We start from the raw sequence: 18,045 nt of genomic DNA on the forward strand, positions 1-18,045 counted from the left end.
CCCCGACGACGCCCCTCGGCCTCCCGGGAGAACCCGTCAGGCCGCGTTCAGCACACCCAGCAGCCGCACGACCTCGTCGCGCATCGCGTCGCGGCCCGCACCGAGGTACTTGCGCGGGTCGACGACGGTCGGGTTCTGCTCGAGATAGGTGCGCAGCGCCCGCGTCAGGGTGTTGTTGAGGTGGGTCGAGATGTTGATCTTGGTCATCCCCTCCTCGACGGCACGCGTGAGGTCGGCGTCGGCGACGCCCGAGGACCCGTGCAGCACGAGGGGCACCGGCACGACCGCCCGCAGCTCGGCGATCCGCTCGAAGTCGAGCGAGGCCGTGCGATCCGTCATGGCGTGCGACGAGCCGACCGCGACCGCGAGCGCGTCGACGCCGGTCGCGGCGACGAACGCGACGGCCTCGGTCGGGTCGGTGCGCACGCCCGGGGCGTGCACCCCGTCCTTGCCCCCGACCTTGCCGAGCTCGGCCTCGACGAAGACCCCGCGGGCGTGGGCCTCGCGCACGACGTCGGCGGTCGCCTCGACGTTCGCCTCGTAGTCGAGGGCCGAACCGTCGTACATGACCGAGCCCATGCCCAGCTCGATGGCCTCGCTCACGAGGGCGCGGTCCTCGGCGTGGTCCAGGTGCACCACGACGGGTGCGCTCGACGCACGGGCGATCGCGAGCGTCGCGAGCGCGATCGGCTCGAGCCCGCCGTGGTACTTCGCGGCGTTCTGGCTGATCTGCAGGACGACGCCCGTGCCGGCGCGTGCGGCCGCGGCCACGAAGGCCTCGGCGTGCTCGACCTGGATCACGTTGAAGGCGCCGACCCCCCGGCGCTCGGCGCGGGCTCGGTCGATCAGCTGGCTGGCGGTGACGAGCGGCATTCAGTCCTCCGTGGTTCTCGGGGTGTCGTTCACGTTCTCGGTCAGGACGCGGTCGGCGAGCCGCCGCACGTCCTCGGGGTCGACCTCGCCCGCGACCGGCTGCAGCACGGCTGCGGCCGACGTGGCGACCGTCAGGGCGAGGCGCTCGGCCCAGGGCCGTCCGACGCTCACCGCGAGGGCCGCCATGGCGGCGTCGCCAGCTCCCGTCGGGTTGCCGTGCACGGGGGCGTCGAGCCGGGCCGTCGCCGCAGGGGCCGTGGAGCCCGGCGCGAACGCCGCGAGCCCCTTCTCACCGTCGGTCACGACGACGTCCCGCGCGCCCAGCGCCTGGAGCGCGGCCACGCCCTGGGTCAGGTCGTGCGTCCCGGTCGCCTCGGCGAGCTCGGCCCGGTTGGGCTTGATCAGGTCGGCGCCCGCCTCGGCGGCCCAGAGCAGACCCGGCCCCGAGACGTCGACGTGGACCGGGCAGCCGGCCTCGTGCAGCGCGCGCACCAGGTCGGTGAACCGGGCCTGCGTCGTGCCCGGTGGGAGCGAGCCGGAGATCGTCACGACCGGACGGTCCGCCCCGAGGGCGACCGCGGTGCGGACGAGCAGGCCCCACTCCTCCTCGGTGAGCACGGCCCCCGGCTCGTTGAGGACCGTGGGGTGACCTCCGTCGTCGGGCCCCGCGTGCTCGGGGACGACCGCGACCGCCTGCCGCAGCGCGCCCGCGACCGGCACGAGCGACGCGGGCTGGCCCGCGGCCTCGAGGTCCGCCGCGAACGCTGGCGCGAGGAGGCCACCCACGGGGGCGACCGCGACCGAGTCCCCGCCCAGCGCACGCACGACGCGCGCGACGTTGACCCCCTTGCCGCCCGCGCGGGCGGCGACCGACCGGACGCGCAGCGCCTCGCCCGGGTCCAGGCGGTCGACCCCGTACGTGACGTCCCACGCGGGGTTGGGCGTGAGGCACAGGACGCGGACCTGCCCGGGGCCCGTCACAGCGACTCCAGCGCGGCCGCGCTCACGGCGTCCCACGCGAGGACCGTCGCACCGTACGTGCCGGCCGCCGGTCCCAGCGTGGCCGGGACGAGCCGGGGCGCCGGGTGGATCGTGAGGTACGAGCGCACCGCGGCGTCGAGCGGGACCATGAGGTCGTCGCCCGCGCGCACGAGCCCTCCACCGATCACCACGACGGGCAGCGCCAGGACACGGACCATCTCGGCGACGAGCTCGCCGAGGCGGTCGACCGCGCGGTCCCAGACCTCGCGGGCCACCGCGTCGCCCGCGTGGGCGCGCGCCAGGACCTCGGCGGAGCCGGGCACCTCGTCGGTCGTCGCGCCCGTGAGCTCGCGATAGCTGCGCGCCATGCCCGCGGCCGACGCGAACGTCTCCGCGCACCCGGTGCCGCCGCACGGGCACGGCGCCCCGCCGTGCGCGCCACCGTGCCCGATCTCGCCCGCGTACCCGCCGCCCACGTAGACCTGACCGTGCAGGACGACCGCCGCAGCGATGCCCGTGCCGATCGACACGTAGGCGTGGTCGGGCGCTCCGCGGCCCGCGCCCAGGCGGGCCTCGGCGAGGCCCCCCGCGCGCACGTCGTGGCCGAAGCCCACGGGCAGGCCCGTCGCGTCCGCGACGACCTGCCGCAGCGGCAGGTCGACCCAGTCGAGGTTCTCGGCGCTCACCACGAGGCCCGCCGACTCGTCGACGGTGCCCGGCACCGCGAGGCCCACGCCCAGGACCTGGTACCCCGCGGGTACCTCGGCGCGCAGGGCCTCGACGGCCGCCAGGACCGCGGCGAGCGAGGCCTCGGGGCCCTCGGCCGCACGGGTGGGGGTGACCCGCTCGACGAGGATCTGGTCGAGCCCGTCCGGGTCGGTGCCGCGCGTGACGAGCACGGACTTGATGTCGGTCCCGCCGACGTCGAGCGCGATCACCGCCGGGCGCAGGCCTGCCCCCGTCGCTCCCGCCGCCGCCCCTCCGTGGGACGGCGACAGGAGCTCCGGGACGGCGGGGAAGGCGACCTGCTCTTCCCCGACCATCATGATGCCGAGTCCTCCAGGATGATCGAGCGCGTCAGGTGACGCGGGGCGTCGGGGTCCAGGCCCTTGCGCTCGGCGTTCGCGACAGACAGGAGCTGGCAGCGCACGAGCGTGAGCTGCGCGTCCTCGTCGAAGCGCACCACGAGGGCCCCCGTGCGCTCGATGTCCTCGACCAGGCCCGGGACCTCGGCGCCGAGCAGGATCACGGCGCTCGTCTCGTCGGAGATGCTGATGGGCCCGTGGCGGTAGTCCATGGCGGGGTACGCCTCGGCCCAGGCGAGCGACGCCTCGCGCATCTTGAGCCCAGCCTCGTTCGCGAGCCCCACGGCCATGCCGCGACCCAGGAACGTGAACTGGGTACGGGCCAGCACGGCCTCGGGGACCTCCCAGCCCACGACCTCCTCGGCTGCGGTCGCGAGAGTCTCGATGTCGTCGCCCAGGCCTGCGCGCAGGAGCGTGAGCGCGGCCGTCGCGAACCGGGTCTGGACCACGGACTGCTCGTCGGCGAAGGGCATCACGACCACGTCGTCCGCTGCGCTCGCGCCGGGCGAGGTCGGGTCACCGACGATCGCGAGGGTCCGCTGCTTGCCGTCGAGCACCTCGAGGAGGTGCAGGATCTCGGTGGTCGTCCCGGAACGGGTGATCGCCACCACGCGGTCGTACTCACGGCCCACCGGGTACTCGCTGCCGGCGAACGCGTCCGTGACCCCCTGACCCAGCTCCTCGCGGCGGGCCGCGTAGGCCTGGGCGATGAACCAGGACGTGCCGCAACCGACGATCGCGACGCGCTCGCCCGGCTGCGGGAGGACCGCGGAGCTCTCGGCGGCGAGGCGGGCCGCCTCGCGCCAGACCTGGGGCTGGCTCGCGATCTCGACGCTGACGTGGGAGGTGCTCATGGTGATGTCAAACCCTTCTGGTGTGGCCACCGGGCTGCGCGGTCGGCGCGGTCCGGCGTCCGTCGTGGTGCGGACGTGTGAGGCGGGAGCGGCGGGGTCTCGTCCTAGACGACGATGACCTCGACGCCTGCGTCCCGCAGGGGCGCGAGCTGTTCCTCGGTCGCGCCCGAGTCGGTGACGAGCGTGGTGATCCGGGAGATGTCGCAGATCTGCGCGAACGAGCGCTCGCCGACCTTGTCGGAGGTCCCGACGGCGATCACGTGGCGCGAGTGCTCGACGAGCGCGGACGTGACCCCGGCCTCGTCGGGGTCACCGCACGTGAGCCCCGCCTGGGCGTCGATGCCGACCATGCCGAGCACGAGCACGTCGAGCCACAGGGTGCGGGCCATGCTCACGGCCATGGGGCCCGTGAGCTCGTAGGACTGGGCGCGCGCCGTGCCGCCCAGGCACACCGTGCGCAGCTGCGGGCGCAGGACGAGCTCGGCGGCGATGTTGAGCGCGCTCGTCACGATCGTGTAGACGTGCTCGCCGTTGCGGGCCGCGTGCTCGGACCCCTGGTCCGAGAGCTCGCCGAGCGCCTTGGCGACCAGGGTCGTGGTGCGCCCGCCGTTGAACCCGATGACGGCCTGGTCCGCGTGGCGCTGCGTGACCAGGTGGGCCGCCGCCTCCGCGAGACGCTGACGGTCGTCGAGCTGCTTGCCGTACCGGCCGGGAAGCCCGTAGGCGACCGAGGCCGCGACGATCCCCCCGTGGGTACGGTGCGCGAGCTGGCGGTCCGCCATCTGGTCGAAGTCCCGGCGCACGGTCGACTCCGAGGTGCCGAACAGCTCCGCCACCTCGGTGACGGAGAGCCGGCGGCGGTCCGCCAGGAGCGCGAGCATGCGCTCCCAGCGGACCGACTTGCTGAGTCCGCCCGACGGCTCCGCGGCAGCGCCGCCGAGCTCGTGGGTCGCGTCCTCGATGCGTGTCACTTGATGCTCCCTGCGGTCAGACCTCCGACGAGACGCTTCTCGATGATCGCGAAGAGGATGATGACAGGCACGATGGCGACGATCGAGACGCCGAACACGTACTGCCACGCCGAGTCGTACTGACCCACGAACTTCGTCAGCGCCACGGACAGCGGCTGGTTGCCGGCCGTCGAGAGAATGACGAGGCTGGCGGCGAACTCGTTCCACGCAGCGACGAAGGTGAAGATGATCGCCGTCACGATACCGGGCCAGACCAACGGCAGGTTGATGCGGAACAGCGTCGCCCACCGCCCCGCTCCGTCGATCTGCGCGGCCTCGTCGATCTCCTGCGGGACGCTCGCGAAGAAGCTGTGCATGATCCACACCGCGAACGCCAGGTTGAAGGCCGCGTTGACCAGGATCATCGCGAGCCAGGTGTCGACGATCCCGAACGCGAGGAACTGCCGGAAGAGGCCCGCGACGAGCACTGCGGGCTGGAGCATCTGCGTGACCAGCACGAGGAACAGGAAGGCCATGCGCCCCGGGAACCGGAAGCGTGCCGTGAAGTACGCGGCCGGCAGGGCCACGATCAGGACCAGGACCGTCGCCGCGACCGAGATGACGATCGTGGAGACGAGGTTCTGCGGGAGCGGCGTCTCCGGGGTGGACCACATGGTGACGTAGTTGTCGGGGTGCCACTGCTCGGGGAAGTACGTCGGCGGGATCCGCAGGATCTCCGCCCGGCTCTTGAGCGAGCCGAACAGCATGATGCCGTAGGGCAGCAGGAAGAGCAGCGCCACGAGGATGCCCGCGACGACCCGTCCGGGGATCGACCCGCCCGAGCCGGGGCCCCCGGTCGCATACCTCGACGGCTTCTTGAGGGGCTGCGCGGGGCGAGCGTCCGGCTCGCGCGTCAGGACTCCGTTGCTCACTCGTCCACTCCCTTCATCGGCTTGACGATGCGCATGTAGAGCGCGATGACCGCGATCACGATCACGAAGTTCACGACCGACAGCGCGCTCGCCTGGTCGACCGCACGGTCGGACTGGATGAGCTTGAAGATGAGCGTGGTCGTGGTGTCCGCGTCGTATCCCGGGATCGACCCCGTCATGAGGCGCAGGATCGGCAGCGAGTTGAAGACGTTGATGATGTTGATGATCGCGGCGACCGCGAGAGCGGGCTTGAGCTGCGGCAGGATGATCGAGAAGTAGACCTGCCGGTGCGAGGCGCCGTCCATGCGTGCCGCCTCGACCACGTCGCTCGGGATGGACTGGAGCCCCGCGAGGAGCGTGTACGTGGTGAAGGGCAGCGAGACGAACACCGCGACGACGATCGCGACGACGAACGCGGACGTCGCGTTCTTGGTGAAGCCGAAGTCCGGGCTGTCGAGGATGCCCACGTCCGCCAGGAACTGGTTGATGATGCCGTAGTTGGGCTGGAGCCCGTAGTAGACGACGGTCGTGGTCATCACGACGCTCGCGGCCCACGGCACGATGACCGCGAGGCGGACGATCTGCCGGCCGGGGAACTGCTTGTTGAGGAAGTTGGACAGCGCGAGCGACAGGACGACCGTGAGGGCGACGACGGCGACGACCCACACCGCGGTGTTCGCGAGCACGCGAGGCAGCGCGGGGATCGCGAAGACGTCCAGGTAGTTCTGGAACCCGGCGCTCCCCCGGTCGATGCCCGACTGCGAGATGTCACGGGTCGAGCTGAAGACCATGTACCCCGCAGGGAACAGGACGATCAGGATGATCAGCGCGAGGCTGGGGCCGATCCAGGGAAGCGCGGAGAGCAGCTCCCGGAACGAGCGGCGCGGCCGCTCGGGTGAACCGGCGGCGGGCGCCGGGGCGGTGGTGGTGGTCGAGCTCATCGAGGTCCTTCGGTGCCGGGTCCCTGGTCCCCGCGGCACGGGCCGGTCGAGCCGGCCGTGCCGCGGGGACCAGGGACTGCTGGACGGGCAGTTACCGGTCCGGGGTCAGGAGTCGCCCTTGGCCTGGATCTCCTGGAGGACCGCCGCTGCGTCCTTGCCCTGCGCGACCTGGCCGATGAGCGACTGGATCGCGCCCTGCGTGGCCGACCACTTCGGGTTCGTCGACGGGTAGAACTGCGCGTCGGGCAGCAGAGCGAGGAACGGCGCGATGGACTCCTTGGTCGCGAGCTCCTCCGAGCCGGACTTCGTCACGGGGATGAAGCCCTCGGCGTCGACCCACGGCACGTACACGTCGGGCGTGTAGTAGTAGTCGAGGAACTTCTTGATCGCGTCCTGCTTCTTGCCGTCGTTCTTGAAGGCCATCAGGTGGTCGGCGACGCCCAGCGTCACGGGCGAGCCGTCCTTGGTGGCGATCGGCGCGGTGCCGTAGTTCAGGTCGGGGTTCTTCTCGGCGATCTGACCGATCGTGGGCGGCAGGCCGACGATCATGCCGATCTTGCCCTGGATGAACGTGTCGATGAGGGGCGTGCGGTCGGACGCACCGGCGTCGGGCTGCGTGAGGCCGCTCGTGGCGAGCTTCTGGAAGAACTGGGTCGCCTCGAGGTTCTCGGGGGTGTCGACCGTGATCTCCGACGCGTCGCCGTAGCCGCCACCGCCGCCGAAGAACCAGATGCCGGCCTCGGCCTGGGCCTCCTCCGAGCCGAGCGGCAGGCCGTAGCCGTACACGTCGCCCAGCGCCGAGATCTTGGTCGCGGCGGCCTCGAGCTCGTCCCACGTGGTGGGGGGCGCCGTGACGCCCGCCTTCTCGAAGATGTCCTTGTTGTAGAACATGGTGCGGGCCGAGGCGATGAGCGGCAGGCCGTACTGCGTGCCGTCGATCGAGGCGTTCTCGACGAAGGACTCCTGGAAGTCCGCGACGGTGTCGGGCGAGAGGACCTCGTCGGCCGAGTAGAGCAGGTCGTCCTCGACGAACCCGGCGAAGGCGTCGATGTTGAGGATGTCGGGGGCCTGGTTCGACTGGACCTTGGTCCGGACCACGTCGTTGATGTTGTCCCAGGACTGGACCTCGAGCTTGACGTCGATGTCCGTGTTCTCTGCCTCGAAGCCCTTGATCACGTCCTCCCAGAGCGACTTCGTCTGGTCGGAGTAGGTGGGAACCAGGAGGTTCAGGGTCGTGGCGCCGTCGGCCGCCGTGCTGTCGCTGCCGCCGTCGCCGCCGAAGCCGCACGCCGAGAGGGCGAGGCCCGCGACGATCGTCATGCTGACGAGCCGGATCGGGTTCTTCATGAGTACTTCCTCCGCTTCATTGCATTGAGGTGTTGCTCGAGCTGTGTCGCGGCAGGGTGCTCTGCCGCGATGAGGGCTCCGTCACGTTCCGTCACCAAGGATGACAGATCATGATCGATTGCGCCTCGTTGGTTCCAGATTCAAGCAGGTTGCACTCGTCTAGTCCAGTGGTCTCCGCGAGAAATCAGGTCACGACTTGGCCACGGTCCGCGGGTTCCCCGGCTCGCCCGCTCCGTCCGGCCCGTCGGGGCGCCACCCCGACGGGCGGTGCGTAGTCTTGCGACGTGAGTGCAACTACCCGCGTCTTCGTCGCGCGCCTGGCCGGTACGGCGGTGTTCGATCCCCTCGGTGACCAGGTCGGACGCGTGCGCGACGTCGTCGTCCTCCTCCGCCCCAAGGGGGCTCCCCGCGCGGTGGGCCTCGTGGTCGAGGTCCCCGGGCGACGGCGCGTGTTCCTGCCCCTGACCCGCGTCACGAGCATCGACGCCGGGCAGGTCATCAGCACCGGGCTCGTCAACATGCGCCGCTTCGAGCAGCGCGCCATGGAGACCCTCGCGGTCAGCGAGCTCCTCGACCGCACCGTGCAGTTCGTCGACGGGTCGGGTTCCGCGACCGTCGAGGACCTCTCGATCGAGAAGCAGCGCACGGGCGACTGGCTCGTCAACCAGCTCTTCGTGCGCCGTCACACGACCCCCAACGCGCTCGGCATCCGGCGGCGGGGCGACGCGTTCGTGGTCGAGATCGGCGCGGTCACGGGGCTCGCCGGCACACCCGAGACCCAGGGGGCCGCCCGCCTGCTCGCGGCCTACGACGACCTCAAGCCCGCCGACCTCGCCGACGTCCTGCACGACCTGGGCGACACGCGCCGCCTCGAGGTCGCCACGGCCCTCGACAACGAGCGTCTCGCCGACGTCCTGGAGGAGCTCCCCGAGGACGACCAGGTCGCGATCCTCTCCGGCCTCGACACCGACCGCGCCGCCGACGTCCTGGAGGCCATGCAGCCCGACGACGCCGCCGACCTCCTCCACGAGCTCCCGCAGGAGCAGGCCGCCGAGCTCCTCGAGCTCATGGAGCCCGAGGAGGCGCGCGACGTGCGCCGCCTGCTCGCCTACGGCGAGGACACCGCGGGCGGTCTCATGACGACCGAGCCCGTGATCCTCGGCCCCGAGACCACGATCGCCACGGCGCTCGCCCAGATCCGCCGCAAGGACGTGCCCCCGGCGCTCGCCGCGATGGTGTTCGTCGTGCGCCCGCCGCTCGAGACCCCCACGGGCCGCTTCCTCGGCATCGTGCACTTCCAGAAACTCCTGCGAGAACCCCCGCACGTCTCGGTCGGGTCGGTGCTCGACTCGGACATCGAGTGGGTGCGCCCCGACGCGCCGCTCGGGCGCGTCACGCGTCTGCTCGCGGCCTACGACCTGCTGGCACTGCCCGTGCTCGACGACGAGAAGCGCCTGCTGGGCGCGATCAGCGTCGACGACGTGCTCGACCACATGCTCCCGGACGACTGGCGTGAGACCGACGACGAGTCCGAGGAGACGAGCCTGGGCACCCAGACCCCCGCGTCGTCCGCGTTCCCCGTCCGCCGAGGAGGTCACCGTGGCTGAGCGCCTCGACACCCCCAAGGCCGCGCGCCGCACCCTGCTGCCCCGCGTGCGGGTCGAGCAGGACGCGTTCGGCAAGATCTCCGAGGGCATCGCCCGTTTCATGGGCACCCCGCGGTTCCTGCTCTACATGACGGTCTTCTGCCTCCTGTGGCTCGGGTTCAACACGTGGGGACCCGAGTCCCTGCGGTTCGACTCGGCCGCGCTGGGCTTCACGGCGCTGACCCTGATGCTCTCGCTCCAGGCGTCCTACTCGGCACCGCTCATCCTGCTCGCGCAGAACCGCCAGACGGACCGCGACCGCGTGAGCGCCGAGCAGGACCGCCAGCGCGGCGAGCGCAACCTCGCGGACACCGAGTACCTCGCACGGGAGATGGCGGCCCTGCGTATCGCGCTGAGCGAGGTCGCGACGCGCGACTTCGTCCGCTCCGAGATCCGCAACCTGCTCGAGGAGCTCGACGAGAAGGAGACCGAGCGCGCGGAGGCCGCCCGCGCCGACGGGGCGGAGCGCCCGGGGCTCGACTCGCCGCTCCCCCGGACCGCGCAGCCACCGCGGAGCGGGACGCGCGACGCGCGCCGGTCCTCGGGAGGCGCCCGTCGCGCGGACGCCCCGCCCGAACCGCGCTGACGCGACCGGCCGTGCGGTGATCCCGCTACCTGCAGGTCCGGTCCGCCCCGACGCGAGCGGACGGGCGTCTACTGCGTCTCCTGCCCCGCGACCGCGCGCAGGCGGTCCGCGAGCGCCGCGTCCCCGCGGACGACCAGACCGTCCCGCTCTCCGCGTCCCCAGAGCCACAGGTCGAGGTCCCACGCCGCGCCCGAGACCTGCGTGGTCGTCGATCCCGGCAGGTCCACGAGCTGCGCCGAGTCGAGGTCGTACGCGGTGCCCGACTCGGGCCCGGTGCCCGTGAGGCGCCCGAACGCGAGCTCCCACGAGCGGGGCGTCTCGCCGGGGCCGTCGACCGCGACAGCGACCGTGCTCCCGTCGGGGGTGAAGGTCGCCCACTCGGGGATGCCGTCGACCAGCACGCGCAGGATCTCGTCGACCCCGTCCGCGGCCACCTCGGGGTCGGCGCTCGTGACGTCCCGGCCGGCGGTCTGCTCGGCGTCCACCCGGTGGACGAGCGCCTCGTGCGCCTGCCGGCGAGCGACCCACCCGACGGTGCGGCCCGCGTCGTGCCACGACCAGCACGGCTCGGCGGGGTCACGGCCCGCGAGCGCGGCGAGCAGCCTGGCGGTGGCCTCGGCGGCGAGCGTCGGCAGGGCCGCGTCGTCGTCGGGCCGCGGGAGCGTGCGCACGTCGTCGCCGTCGAGCCCGCGCCCTTCCGCGGGCCCGACGACGGCGCTCCAGAAGTCCTGCACCTCGGCCAGGTGGTACGTCAGGTCCGCCGCGCCCCACTCGGGACATGCCGGTACGCGGGCGTCCGGCCGTGCCGCGCGGACGGCGTCGAGGAAGAGTGCCGAGTCACGGGCGATCGAGGCGAGGGCGTCCATCCTCGAACGCTAGACGCCCGCTTAGGATGGGGCCATGGCTGGCGGCTCCGCAACACCCACGACCGATGCACTCGAGGACCTCGTCCGGACGGCTCTGACCCAGGTCATGGACCCGGAGATCCGGCGCCCCGTGACCGAGCTGGGGATGGTGCGCTCGGTCGACGTGAGCATCGACGCGGCTGCCGCGGGGGGTGCGCACGTCGTGGTCGGCATCGACCTGACGGTCGCGGGCTGCCCCATGAAGTCGACCCTGGTCAAGGACGTCACGGCCGCCGCGCAGACCGTGGCGGGCGTCGGGAAGGTCGACGTCGACCTGGGCGTCATGAGCGCCGAGCAGCGGACGGCGCTGCGCACCATGCTGCGCGGGGGCGTCGGCGAGCCCGAGATCCCCTTCGCCAAGCCGGACTCGTTGACCAAGGTCTACGCGATCGCCTCGGGCAAGGGCGGCGTGGGCAAGTCGTCGGTGACAGCCAACCTCGCGGTCGCGCTCGCCGCGGACGGCCTCAACGTGGGCGTGGTCGACGCCGACATCTACGGTTTCTCGATCCCGCGCATGCTGGGCGTGGACCGGGCTCCGACGCGCGTGGACAACATGCTGCTGCCGCCCGTCGCGCACGGGGTCAAGGTCGTCTCGATCGGCATGTTCGTGCCGCAGGGTCAGCCCGTGATCTGGCGCGGTCCCATGCTGCACCGTGCGCTCCAGCAGTTCCTCGCGGACGTCTACTGGGGCGACCTGGACGTGCTCCTGCTCGACCTGCCGCCGGGCACGGGCGACATCGCGATCTCGGTCGCCCAGCTCCTGCCGTCGAGCGAGATCGTGGTGGTCACCACGCCGCAGGTCGCTGCCGCGGAGGTCGCCGAGCGCGCGGGGTCGATCGCGACGCAGACGCAGCAGGGCGTGCTCGGCGTCGTCGAGAACATGTCGTGGCTCGAGCAGCCGGACGGGTCCCGGCTCGAGCTGTTCGGGTCCGGCGGCGGGGCGAGGGTCGCCGAGAACCTCTCGAAGGCGACGGGCAGCCCCGTCGAGCTCCTCGGGCAGGTCCCGCTCGACGTGACCCTGCGCGAGGCCGGTGACGCCGGTACGCCTGTCGTGCTGACGAACCCCTCGTCGCCGGCCGCGGTCGCGCTGCGCCAGGTCGCGACGCACCTCGCGACGCGCAGCCGCGGGCTCGCCGGCCGCCGCCTCGGGCTCTCGCCCGTCTAGGTCGCAGCGCACCCGAGAGCACACCCTGCGCGCACGGGCCCGGTCCGCACGGACCGGGTCCGTCGTCGTCGGACCTCCGGCCGACCGCGCGCTCCGGTTGCCGGACGGCCGTCCCGCGACGCGGGGACGGCTGCCCGTCGCGGCACGCTCCGCGAAACGGCGACCGGACGTCTGGACACCCCTCGTCTCGACCGGTGTATGGTGCGCAGATCGTTTGTCAGAAGTGCGACCAATGAGGGTTGTCCAGGGGGACGCAGGCAGACATCACGGCAGGAACCTGACCTGATCGTGATCTTTCGCGCATCCATCTCATACCTGAGGTGGATACGTGGGCGCTCGCCCACCCCCTAGTCTTCCCAGAGCATGCCTGGACCTTGAGCTGTCGGCTCATCGGATTTCACCTGGAGACCTGCCGTGGGCGTCACACGCCGGATCATCTTTCCTACCCTTCGTCTCGTGATCTGGGCGGTGATCGCGGTGACCCTGGTGGTGATCGCGTTCAAGTCGGCCCCCCAGGCGGCGGGCGACGCCGAGTTCCCGTCGGCCGTCGTGACCCTTCCGCAGGTGGAGGTCGCCAAGGGCCCCATCACCAACACCGTGACCCTCACGGGCTCGGTCGTCGCGGACCCTGCCGGCCAGGAGAAGGTGACCCAGGTCGGCAAGGTCACCGCCGTGCACGCCAAGGTCGGTGACGTCGTCGAGGCCGGTGCCCCGCTCCTCGAGGTCACGCTCGAGACACCGCAGGACCCTCTCGTCACCACGAACAAGGAGACGGGCGAGGAGAAGGTGACCGAGCGCAAGCCCAAGGTCACCCGGACCACCATGAAGGCCGGCTCGGCCGGGACCGTCGCGACGTTCACCGCGATCAAGGACCAGGAGGTGAGCGTCGGCGAGACGTTCGCCTCGGTGTCCCCCGGGACGTTGTCGGTGACCGCGTCCATGCTCCCCGAGCAGCAGTTCCGTCTCCTGACGATCCCCACCGAGGCGACGGTCACGGTCACGGGTGGCCCTGCCCCGTTCACCTGCACCGCGCTGCGCATGGGCACGGCGGCAGCCGCCCCGGCGGCGGGCACCGAGGAGCCGGGCACCGAGCCCGGCGCGACGCCCTCGGCGTCGATCACGTGCGCCGTCCCGGCAGGCACGGTCGTGTTCGCGGGACTGGCCGCCAAGCTCGAGGTGACCGCGGGCTCGGCCGAGGACGCCCTGCTGGTCCCCATCACCGCGGTCCAGGGCTCGGTCGAGACGGGCAACGTGTGGGTCGTCGCCGAGGACGGCACGAACACCGAGAAGGCCGTGAAGCTCGGCATCACCGACGGCACGCAGGTGCAGATCGTCGAGGGGCTCGCCGAGGGCGACCTGGTCCTCGAGTTCGTGCCCGGCCAGGACGTCGCGCCGGTCGACGAGGGCATGATGTACGGGGGCTCGGCCGGATGAGCCTGCTCGAGCTGCACGGCGTGACCCGGTCGGTCCGCCTGCCCGACGACCGGATCCTGGAGATCCTGCGCGGGATCGACCTCACGGTCGACGCGGGCGAGCACGTCTCGATCGTCGGGCGTTCGGGGACCGGCAAGTCGACCCTCCTGAACATCCTGGGCTTGCTGGACACGCCCACGGCCGGCGAGTTCCTGCTCGACGGCGTCCCGATCGGCCGCCTGTCCGGCCGGGTCCGCGCGCGCCGGCGCGGGGCGGACTTCGGTTTCGTGTTCCAGCAGTTCAACCTGCTCCAGGCGCGCACCGCGCTGGAGAACGTCGCCGCGCCCCTGCTCTACGCGCAGGGCAAGCAGTTCTGGAACCGCAAGACGCTCGCCGCCGAGATGCTCGAGCGCGTGGGCCTGGGCGACCGTCTCGACACCATGCCCGAGAAGCTCTCGGGCGGCGAGCAGCAGCGCGTGGCCATCGCCCGCGCGCTCGTCCGCGGCCCCCGCGTGATCCTCGCCGACGAGCCCACGGGCGCGCTCGACGTCGACACGGGGGGCGAGGTCATGGACCTGCTCGACACGATCGCCCAGGAGAACGGGTCCGCCCTCATCGCCATCACCCACGACCTCGCGGTCGCCTCGCGCGCCAAGCGCCACTTCCGCCTCGCGGAGGGCGTCCTCACTCCCATCGCGATCGGCGCCCGCAGCGCGGGTTCGCTCGACGGGCTGGGCACGGCCGTGGAGCACGTGCCCGACGGCGAGGACCACCAGGCCGAGCACGTCGCCGTCCCGCTGGGCACGGTGGCGTCGTCCGCGCCCCTCGCCGACGCGACCGGGGTCCGCGCGCCCTCCGGCGCGGGCGACTCGATCGACGACCTCTTCGGCGACTCGGTGGTGGCCTCGTGACCGGATTCTTCGGAGCCCTGGCGGAAGCCTGGGACGAGCTGCGGGTCCACAAGCTCCGCGTGCTTCTCGCCCTGGTCGGCGTCGCCGTGGCGGTCTGCGCCATCACGACCATCACCGCGGCAGGCGACATGCTGCGCCAGGTCTCGGCCGAGTCCAACGAGCGCTGGAGCGGACGCCCCGCGACGCTCAACGTCAGTGCGTACCCGACGGGACAGGAGATGCCGGGGATCGAGGAGTACGTCGCGGCGTACGACGACATCGTGGCCCGGTACGAGGTCGAGTACTCGTCCATGGTCATGTGGACCCAGACCCCGTTCCGTTTCCCCGGCGGGACCCTCCAGGCCCAGACCAACGCCGTCAGCGCCGACTGGGCGACCATGCACCGGTTCGTGGTAGACGGCGGCCGGTGGTTCACCGAGGCCGACGAGGAGAACCTGTCCCCCGCCCTCGTGGTCAACCAGTCGTTCCTCGATACCCTCGGCCAGCGCATCGAGGACCACCCGACCATCGTGATCGGGGGCGAGAACCCGGTCCTGGCGACGGTCGTCGGCTCCTACCCGGACAGCTGGCCCGGCGAAGGCCCGTCCGCCTACATGCTCGTGGAGTCCCACCTGCGGTGGGCCTCCCCCGAGGCGCTCATGAGCTCCGGCGTGCCGTCGCTCGAGCTCTGGGTCCCCCCGGACACGGTCGACGTGCTCACCGACGCCGTCCGCCGCGACCTGACGGGGGCGATCCCCGGGACGCAGGTCGACGTCAACCGCATGGACAGCCCCGACATGAGCATGATCGACGGCGCGACCAAGTGGGTCATCCTCGGGGTCAGTGCGATCGCCCTGCTGCTCGGCGGGCTGGGGCTCGTCAACATCGCGCTCGTGACCGTCCGGTACCGGATCCGTGAGATCGGCATCCGACGCAGCTTCGGCGCCTCGTCCGGCCGGGTCTTCTTCTCGGTGCTCATGGAGAGCGTCGTCGCCACGGTCGTGGCCGGGGTCGTGGGCGTCTCGCTCGCGGTCGTGATCCTGCACAACGTCCCGCTCGACACGCTCATGGGCTCGACAGTCCAGGACCGTCCCGGCTTCCCGGTCTCGGCGGCCGTCACGGGCATGGTCGCCGCGGTGAGCGTCGGTGCGCTCGCCGGGCTGATCCCCGCGCTCGTCGCGGTCCGGGTCAAGGTGATCGACGCCATCCGGTACTGATCCACGCGGGCCCCACGAGTCCACGGCCGTCCACCGTCCTGGTGGACGGCCGTCACGCGTCCCGGCCCACGACGCCGAAAGCGCTCACCATCGAGCATGTTCGCTCTTGTTGCTTTCTGTTCGAATGTGTCACCATGGCAGCATGCTCGCCTCCCAGCGCCACGAACGCATCCTCGCGGGGCTCCGCGACCACGGTGCCGTCCGGATCGCCGACCTGACCCAGGAGCTCGGCGTCTCCGACATGACCGTGCGCCGCGACCTCCTCGAGCTCGCCGAGCAGGGACTGCTCCGCAAGGTCCACGGAGGCGCGGTCTCCCCGCAGGCCACGTCGCACGAGCCCGGGTTCGAGGCCAAGAGCGCGCTCGCTCTCGACGAGAAGCGCGCGATCGCCCGCGCCGCCGTCCGCCTCGTCTCCCCCGGCTCCTCGATCGCCCTGTCGGCAGGCACCACGACGCACCTGCTCGCGGTCGAGATCGCCGCAGACCCGCGGCTGCGCCCCCTGACCGTCGTGACCAACTCGCTCCCGGTCGCCGAGGCCCTGTACCGCGCGGGCGACCCGCAGCTCGAGACCGTGCTCACGGGCGGGTCGCGCACGCCGTCGGACGCCCTGGTCGGTCCCCTCACCGAGGCCGCGCTCGCGAGCCTGCGCGTCGACCAGACCTTCCTGGGCGCGCACGGCGTGAGCGTCGAGGCGGGGCTGACGACGCCCAACCTCGACGAGGCCGCGACCGACCGCGCCCTGGTCGCGATCGCGGGACGCACCGTCGTGCTCGCCGACCACACCAAGTGGCGCACCACGGGCCTGAGCGTGTTCGCACGGCTCGACCAGGTCGACGTGCTCGTGACCGACGACGCCCTCCCGGCCTCCGACCAGGAGGCCGCGCGCGACGTCGTCGAGCAGCTCCTGGTCGCCTCTCCGCCCGATGGTCCGCCGGCCCCGCAGTCACAGCCCGCCCAGACCCCACCCACCCCCGCACCCCAGGACGGTCGTACCTCCCGATGAACCAGCACCTGCGCCGCACCCCGACCCGCCTGGCCGACGGCCGCGAGCTGGTCTACTTCGACGACTCACCCGCGTACGTCGCGGGCGAGCTCACGCGTCGGCTCGACGACCCCCGGCCGCTGGGCGACCGGTTCGCCGCCGTGACCGGTCCCGACGGGCACGAGCACCCCTACACGGGCCCCGAGATGCGCCTCGACCCGCTCTCGGGCGACTGGATCCCGATGGCCGCGCACCGCATGAACCGCACGTTCCTGCCCGCTGCGGACTCGTGCCCGCTGTGCCCGGCCCGCCCCGGCGCGGCCTACTCGGACGGCGAGGTCCCGGACACCGACTACGACGTCGTGGTCTTCGAGAACCGCTTCCCGTCGCTGCAGTTCGTGCCGGGCGTCTCCGACGTCGAAGGAGCGCTCGAGGGCGAGGGGACCCTCGAGACCCGCGCTCCGGCGTCGGGCCGCTGCGAGGTCATCGTCTTCTCGAGCGACCACTCCTCGTCGTTCGGCGCGCTGCCCCCGCAGCGCGTGCGCACCATCATCGACGCGTGGGCCGATCGCACCGAGGCCCTCGGACGCGAACCCGGCGTCGAGCAGGTCTTCTGCTTCGAGAACCGCGGGCAGGAGATCGGCGTCACCCTGCACCACCCGCACGGCCAGATCTACGGCTACCCGTACATCACGCCCACGACCCGCGCGATGCTCGAGCAGGCCCGCGCGCACCACGAGCGCACGGGCGGCAACCTGCTGCGCGACGTCCTCGACGCCGAGCTCGCGGACGGCCGCCGGATCGTCCTGGAGACCGAGCACTGGGTCGCCTACGTGCCCTTCGCGGCCCGGTGGCCCGTCGAGGTGCACGTCGCGCCGCGCCGGGACGTGCCCGACCTCCCCGCGCTCACCGACGCCGAGCGGGACGACCTCGCGGTCGCCTACCTCGAGCTCCTGCGCCGCCTCGACCTGTTCTTCGAGGGGCCCGACGGCGCGCCCGTCCCCCTGCCCTACATCGCTGCCTGGCACCAGGCCCCGGTGCGCGAGGGGCGCGAGCTCTCGCGCCTGCACCTGCAGGTCTTCTCGGTGCTGCGCGCACCGGGCAAGCTCAAGTACCTCGCGGGCTCGGAGTCGGGCATGGGCGCGTGGGTCAGCGACACGACCCCCGAGCGGATCGCTGCGCGCCTGCAGGCGCTCGCCCCGGCCCCGGCGGCACAGTGGGTCGAGTCCTGGCCCGACGACGTCGGTGCGGACCGCGTCCGGCAGGCCTTCGCGGCGG

At 72.2% G+C, this 18,045-nt stretch carries 16 protein-coding genes and 1 pseudogene; 8 read left to right on the forward strand and 9 right to left on the reverse strand.

The features are described 5' to 3' along the window. Nucleotides 1-36: 36 nt before the first annotated feature. From ASE15_RS07675 to ASE15_RS07710, 8 genes are all read right to left on the reverse strand, one after another. Nucleotides 37-873 carry a class II fructose-bisphosphate aldolase gene (locus ASE15_RS07675; protein ID WP_056647705.1) on the reverse strand — a complete coding sequence of 279 codons (837 nt, stop codon included), beginning with the start codon at nucleotides 871-873 and terminating at the stop codon, nucleotides 37-39. Next, nucleotides 874-1,854, reverse strand: a complete 981-nt coding sequence (locus ASE15_RS07680; protein ID WP_056762501.1) for a 1-phosphofructokinase family hexose kinase — start codon at nucleotides 1,852-1,854, stop codon at nucleotides 874-876. Further along, nucleotides 1,851-2,900, reverse strand: coding sequence for an ROK family protein (locus ASE15_RS07685; RefSeq protein WP_082608621.1), 1,050 nt, complete (start codon nucleotides 2,898-2,900; stop codon nucleotides 1,851-1,853). The genes ASE15_RS07680 and ASE15_RS07685 overlap by 4 nt, the downstream gene beginning before the upstream one ends. Then, nucleotides 2,897-3,793, reverse strand: coding sequence for an SIS domain-containing protein (locus ASE15_RS07690; RefSeq protein WP_056762503.1), 897 nt, complete (start codon nucleotides 3,791-3,793; stop codon nucleotides 2,897-2,899). Before ASE15_RS07690 ends, ASE15_RS07685 begins: the two co-directional genes overlap by 4 nt. 104 nt (nucleotides 3,794-3,897) lie before the next feature. Next, on the reverse strand, nucleotides 3,898-4,764 hold the full coding sequence (locus ASE15_RS07695; RefSeq protein WP_235534247.1) for a DeoR/GlpR family DNA-binding transcription regulator: 867 nt from the start codon (nucleotides 4,762-4,764) through the stop codon (nucleotides 3,898-3,900). Then, nucleotides 4,761-5,675: a carbohydrate ABC transporter permease gene (locus ASE15_RS07700; protein WP_235534249.1), complete on the reverse strand. Its 915-nt coding sequence runs from the start codon at nucleotides 5,673-5,675 to the stop codon at nucleotides 4,761-4,763. The genes ASE15_RS07695 and ASE15_RS07700 overlap by 4 nt, the downstream gene beginning before the upstream one ends. Then, nucleotides 5,672-6,616, reverse strand: a complete 945-nt coding sequence (locus ASE15_RS07705) for a carbohydrate ABC transporter permease (protein ID WP_056647697.1) — start codon at nucleotides 6,614-6,616, stop codon at nucleotides 5,672-5,674. Before ASE15_RS07705 ends, ASE15_RS07700 begins: the two co-directional genes overlap by 4 nt. Before the next feature lie 105 nt (nucleotides 6,617-6,721). Further along, nucleotides 6,722-7,963: an extracellular solute-binding protein gene (locus ASE15_RS07710; RefSeq protein WP_056762506.1), complete on the reverse strand. Its 1,242-nt coding sequence runs from the start codon at nucleotides 7,961-7,963 to the stop codon at nucleotides 6,722-6,724. A gap of 284 nt (nucleotides 7,964-8,247) precedes the next feature. On the opposite strand from ASE15_RS07710, the gene ASE15_RS07715 reads away from it, so the two are divergent. Together ASE15_RS07715 and ASE15_RS07720 are read left to right on the forward strand one after the other, a co-directional pair. Beyond that, nucleotides 8,248-9,570 (forward strand): magnesium transporter MgtE N-terminal domain-containing protein, encoded by a 1,323-nt coding sequence (locus ASE15_RS07715; protein ID WP_056647690.1) that lies wholly within the window; start codon nucleotides 8,248-8,250, stop codon nucleotides 9,568-9,570. Further along, a complete protein-coding gene (locus tag ASE15_RS07720) occupies nucleotides 9,563-10,195 on the forward strand; it encodes a DUF1003 domain-containing protein (RefSeq protein ID WP_056647689.1) in 633 nt (210 codons plus the stop codon). The genes ASE15_RS07715 and ASE15_RS07720 overlap by 8 nt, the downstream gene beginning before the upstream one ends. 68 nt (nucleotides 10,196-10,263) lie before the next feature. Here the strand turns inward: ASE15_RS07720 and ASE15_RS07725 are convergent, their stop codons facing one another. Then, nucleotides 10,264-11,061, reverse strand: coding sequence for a maleylpyruvate isomerase N-terminal domain-containing protein (locus ASE15_RS07725; RefSeq protein ID WP_056762508.1), 798 nt, complete (start codon nucleotides 11,059-11,061; stop codon nucleotides 10,264-10,266). A 34-nt stretch (nucleotides 11,062-11,095) separates the two neighbouring features. Here ASE15_RS07725 and ASE15_RS07730 point away from each other — a divergent pair, with 34 nt between their 5' ends. The 6 genes and pseudogenes from ASE15_RS07730 to galT form a co-directional block, all read left to right on the forward strand. Then, nucleotides 11,096-12,265: an Mrp/NBP35 family ATP-binding protein gene (locus ASE15_RS07730; RefSeq protein ID WP_056647682.1), complete on the forward strand. Its 1,170-nt coding sequence runs from the start codon at nucleotides 11,096-11,098 to the stop codon at nucleotides 12,263-12,265. A 456-nt stretch (nucleotides 12,266-12,721) separates the two neighbouring features. After that, a complete protein-coding gene (locus ASE15_RS07735; RefSeq protein ID WP_056647680.1) occupies nucleotides 12,722-13,699 on the forward strand; it encodes an efflux RND transporter periplasmic adaptor subunit in 978 nt (325 codons plus the stop codon). Continuing rightward, a complete protein-coding gene (locus ASE15_RS07740) occupies nucleotides 13,696-14,589 on the forward strand; it encodes an ABC transporter ATP-binding protein (protein WP_082618280.1) in 894 nt (297 codons plus the stop codon). The genes ASE15_RS07735 and ASE15_RS07740 overlap by 4 nt, the downstream gene beginning before the upstream one ends. Beyond that, nucleotides 14,586-15,785: an ABC transporter permease gene (locus tag ASE15_RS07745; protein WP_056647907.1), complete on the forward strand. Its 1,200-nt coding sequence runs from the start codon at nucleotides 14,586-14,588 to the stop codon at nucleotides 15,783-15,785. Before ASE15_RS07740 ends, ASE15_RS07745 begins: the two co-directional genes overlap by 4 nt. 142 nt (nucleotides 15,786-15,927) lie before the next feature. Next, complete coding sequence (locus ASE15_RS07750) at nucleotides 15,928-16,788, forward strand: DeoR/GlpR family DNA-binding transcription regulator (protein ID WP_200960523.1); 861 nt, start codon at nucleotides 15,928-15,930, stop codon at nucleotides 16,786-16,788. Further along, nucleotides 16,785-17,966 (forward strand): annotated as a pseudogene (gene galT, locus ASE15_RS21455) (galactose-1-phosphate uridylyltransferase); the annotation flags it as partial. The gene ASE15_RS07750 and the pseudogene galT, both read left to right, overlap by 4 nt. Between the last annotated feature and the right edge of the window lie 79 nt (nucleotides 17,967-18,045).

Origin of the sequence: Oerskovia sp. Root22 (genome assembly GCF_001429135.1) — a bacterium.
Lineage (GTDB): Bacteria > Actinomycetota > Actinomycetes > Actinomycetales > Cellulomonadaceae > Oerskovia > Oerskovia enterophila.

What these genes read in the sequence shown, in the direction of transcription:
- ASE15_RS07675 (WP_056647705.1), bottom strand. Translation starts at nt 873, where the DNA reads ATGCCGCTCGTCACCGCCAGCCAGCTGATCGACCGAGCCCGCGCCGAG.
- ASE15_RS07685 (WP_082608621.1), bottom strand. Translation starts at nt 2,900, where the DNA reads ATGATGGTCGGGGAAGAGCAGGTCGCCTTCCCCGCCGTCCCGGAGCTC.
- ASE15_RS07690 (WP_056762503.1), bottom strand. Translation starts at nt 3,793, where the DNA reads ATGAGCACCTCCCACGTCAGCGTCGAGATCGCGAGCCAGCCCCAGGTC.
- ASE15_RS07705 (WP_056647697.1), bottom strand. Translation starts at nt 6,616, where the DNA reads ATGAGCTCGACCACCACCACCGCCCCGGCGCCCGCCGCCGGTTCACCC.
- ASE15_RS07710 (WP_056762506.1), bottom strand. Translation starts at nt 7,963, where the DNA reads ATGAAGAACCCGATCCGGCTCGTCAGCATGACGATCGTCGCGGGCCTC.
- ASE15_RS07725 (WP_056762508.1), bottom strand. Translation starts at nt 11,061, where the DNA reads ATGGACGCCCTCGCCTCGATCGCCCGTGACTCGGCACTCTTCCTCGAC.
- ASE15_RS07730 (WP_056647682.1), top strand. Translation starts at nt 11,096, where the DNA reads ATGGCTGGCGGCTCCGCAACACCCACGACCGATGCACTCGAGGACCTC.
- ASE15_RS07740 (WP_082618280.1), top strand. Translation starts at nt 13,696, where the DNA reads ATGAGCCTGCTCGAGCTGCACGGCGTGACCCGGTCGGTCCGCCTGCCC.
- ASE15_RS07750 (WP_200960523.1), top strand. Translation starts at nt 15,928, where the DNA reads ATGCTCGCCTCCCAGCGCCACGAACGCATCCTCGCGGGGCTCCGCGAC.